Origin of the sequence: Pseudoalteromonas sp. PS5 (assembly GCF_004103255.1) — a bacterium.
Taxonomy (GTDB): Bacteria; Pseudomonadota; Gammaproteobacteria; order Enterobacterales; family Alteromonadaceae; genus Pseudoalteromonas; species Pseudoalteromonas peptidolytica.
Window position 1 is genome coordinate 1 of sequence record NZ_RCSQ01000018.1, and the last position, 3,419, is coordinate 3,419.

3 protein-coding genes are annotated in these 3,419 nt (G+C 43.8%); all 3 read right to left on the reverse strand.

Features of this window, described 5'->3' with window-relative positions:
* Positions 1-127: 127 nt before the first annotated feature.
* The gene (locus D9603_RS02575) at positions 128-688 is read right to left on the reverse strand and encodes a DUF697 domain-containing protein (RefSeq protein WP_128729932.1); all 561 of its coding nucleotides are present in this window, start codon (positions 686-688) and stop codon (positions 128-130) included.
* Positions 689-954: 266 nt separating this feature from the next.
* Positions 955-2,223: a serine hydrolase domain-containing protein gene (locus D9603_RS02580; RefSeq protein ID WP_241651560.1), complete on the reverse strand. Its 1,269-nt coding sequence runs from the start codon at positions 2,221-2,223 to the stop codon at positions 955-957.
* 195 nt (positions 2,224-2,418) lie between these two features.
* Positions 2,419-3,387, reverse strand: a complete 969-nt coding sequence (locus tag D9603_RS02585; RefSeq protein ID WP_128729933.1) for a TauD/TfdA family dioxygenase — start codon at positions 3,385-3,387, stop codon at positions 2,419-2,421.
* Positions 3,388-3,419 lie beyond the last annotated feature (32 nt).

Below are 3,419 nucleotides of genomic sequence, written 5' to 3' on the forward strand. Positions count from 1 at the left end.
TTTAGTTGTTCTAAATGAGAAATTTTTAACGCTGTTAGCGTCAGATTTACTCCTTCAAATTGAGCAAGTATTAAGTCAAATTGGTATAAACCAGCAGTTGCCTGCCGGTTTATTTCAGCCAGTATCGTTATACTGTAGCTTTATCCGCTGCAGCGGTTGCGTCCGCATTTCCCTTATTTGCACGATACTTAGCAGCAATATCTGCGATATCCCCTTTCATACTCGCTAAATTCAGGTTTATCAGCGTACCGCCATTTTCAAAGTGTCGAACAAACGTAGAGCCCACTGCATGTGTTGATGCCGCAGACACTATTGGCATAAATGCGATTGCGCTTAACGTACCAAGCACAGGAACCGCCTTCAAAAAGCTGCTTAGTCCCGCGCCCCCTAAGGTTTGTGGAAAAGAGCCGCCGATCAATGCGCTTACTGTGCCACGCAACTTATTGTCTCCGTATGATTGACCATAGACTTTCGCGACTTCGCCTATCATCTTCATTTGGATCCCCGTCAACGCCACTAAATCAACCGCAGGCAAGGGAATAAACCCAGAACCAAACGACCATTTGGTGTATTTGTCGACAATCAGCTGAGCAACGGCTGTTCTATCTTCATCAGCAACAAGTTGTGGTTCCTGTTGTTCTGGCGCTTCGCTTACCTTGTCGTCCTTCGCTGTTTTTGTCACTGCCATAATTCATCCTCTATGATTTACTTAAACAGTTGTCGAACCCATCAAGTGCCAACACGGCACTTGCCCTAGCACCCATAATTTCACAAGCTATGCTCACTCAAAGATGGGCTTTACTACCTTCATTAATCATGAAGAAGTAAACCTAAGAACAACCAAGGATTTGCACAGTGTCACAAATACAGCTGAGCGAAACGTTGCCACCTACCACAGGTGTTCTATTAATTTGTTTAACCGAGCATCAGAGCTCGATGTTTTCTCTCACCGCGTTATGCCTGATTTAAATCTTGCTGACACTCCTCAGTGCGGTGTTTATCACTATAGAAGATAATGTTGCGGATCTCATCGGCGATACAATCTGACTCAATCCCTTCTTTTACATAGTTGCTAAACACCATGATGCTTTGATCTCGTTCCAGTAAACGAGTAAAACTAGTCACCCATGAATAGGGGTAACTTCCTGAATACTGTAAAAACTTTTCATACATTCTAAGGTTAGCGTCTGCTGGGTTTTCGGGGCAATTTGCTACTTTGCCATACTGGTTAGGGTCGACGTAGGTTACAAACCAACCATAACCATAATATTCACACTCTGTGCTACTGCCGGTATTGGAATAGGGTGCAAAAGCTGCCAGTTTTTGGGCATCACTTAAGATCTGCGTACCATATAACCCTTGATCCCACTTGTGCATATCCTCTACGGTCGAATATAAATCTCCGGCAGAGTAAAGCACTAGCGGATTACTGTAAGGGTTAACCAAAATATCTTCATAGGGGGCGGGCCCGCCTGTAGCTGGAGGGCGGCCATTCGCTAGAGGTAAATACTGGTTTTGGTTGTAGATATAACCTGTGGTCATATTCGAATACACACCTATCGCGCTATATGAGCCACTGTCAGTCATGTTAAGCGGGTTTAGAATTTGCTCTTGAACGATATTAGCAAACCAATACTCACGACCAATGTTGCCCTGTTTACCTGCAGCTAACTGCTCGATAATGTTACCAATAAGATAGTAGTTACAGTTGCTGTATTCATACTTACTGCCGGGCGTGAACGAGGGGGTGCCACTTTGCCCAGCTTCAGCACCACAAGTACAAAAGCGATTACTAAAATCTTCTGGTCCGTTAAGGTCTAGATTTGAGTCATATAAATAGGGTCGCCAACCATAGTTGTCGTACACCGCTTCGTTGTCACTGTAGTTATTGATCCCAGATGACATGGTAAGTAGGTGATGCAATGACACATCTGCGCATTGATTATCTGGATACCAAGGCAAGTGGTCGCCAATGGTTTCCTGCCGTAAGTCCTTACCATCTAGCATCTTCATTAGAATAGCGGCCGAAAACGCTTTGGTATTGGAGCCAATGCGATACTTCGACTTCACACTGTTCGCGACATCATACTGCATATTTTGTGGCCCGCAGTGATGCTGGTAAATTACTTTATCAACTGACGTAATATAAATAGTGCCAAAGAAAAGGTTCGCATCGCAGTACTCTTTCACCACCGCTGCTATCATTTCTAATTGATTAGGCATGATGGTGTGATTATCCGCGATACTTTTTTTTCTGCAAACAAGATGCAAGCGCTAGGGTAATGCAAAATAGCATCATCAGTCTTAGTCGCAGTTGTATTAGCCATTTCATTGTTCAAATTCCTTACATTGCCAACCACGTAACCACTAACAAGTGTTATTGCCCAGCTTCCACTGGAAAAGATTAATATTAACCAGTTAAGCCGAGGCTATTTTCGCCATGCCAACTAGCACTTTTCGAGTACCTGTATAGGCCTCTCTGCCATGGGTAAACAGCATATTGTCCAATAGCAAAATATCGTTTTTTTGCCATGGATAGGCAAAAGTCAGGTCGCGATAAACTTGGTTAATTATGGCAATGTCTTGGTCGCTAATCTCACTGCCATCACCAAAAAAAGCATTGCGTGGCAAAAATTCGCTGCCGATACTGTCACGCATTTGCGCACTGAGTTGATTGTCTAGGCTTGAGCAATGAAACAAGTGAGCTTGATTGAACCATACCTTTTCACCACTTTTTGGATGGCGCATAACGGCTGGACGCCATTGCTTAGTTTGTAGCCTTTTATCATCAAGCCAAGTAAACTCGATTTCATTTTGTTGGCAATAGTGCTCAACCTCTGTCTTACTCTCGGTCTGGAAAACTTCTTGCCAAGGTAGGTCAATATCACCGTAGTTACGCACATATTGCACGCCTAGGCGCTCAAACTTATCTCTTAGCTCAGCTGGAATATGGCGGTAGACTTTACGACTATCAGCAAGGGGGGTGCATCCTCCCGTGGTTGCAGGGATCACACAAAAGAACCCCATTCGCATCGGCCACACATTGGAATAGGCATTCTCGTTATGTTGAAGGATCACTTGATCTGCATGGTACTCAGTCGTGGTATAAATATTGTTGTTCAACGCGGTACGAGGAGATGAACGATAAATATACTGGCTTAAACGCTCACCAAATAAGGTCTCAAGTATGGTGCTAAACTGATTTGTGCTCACAATATTTAAGCCACGCAGTAGTGCAAAACCATCTCGCTCAACCCAACTATTTACCTCTTGAACGTGACTTTTCACCCATGCCATGCCGCTTTGTTTAACCTCAGATAAGTCATGTATCCGAGGGTCTGCTGCAATCGTTGTCGGATCCAATTCCAAAGAAAGTGCGTGATCCATTGTTTTCCCATCCTTAAAAGTAAGTACTTTTG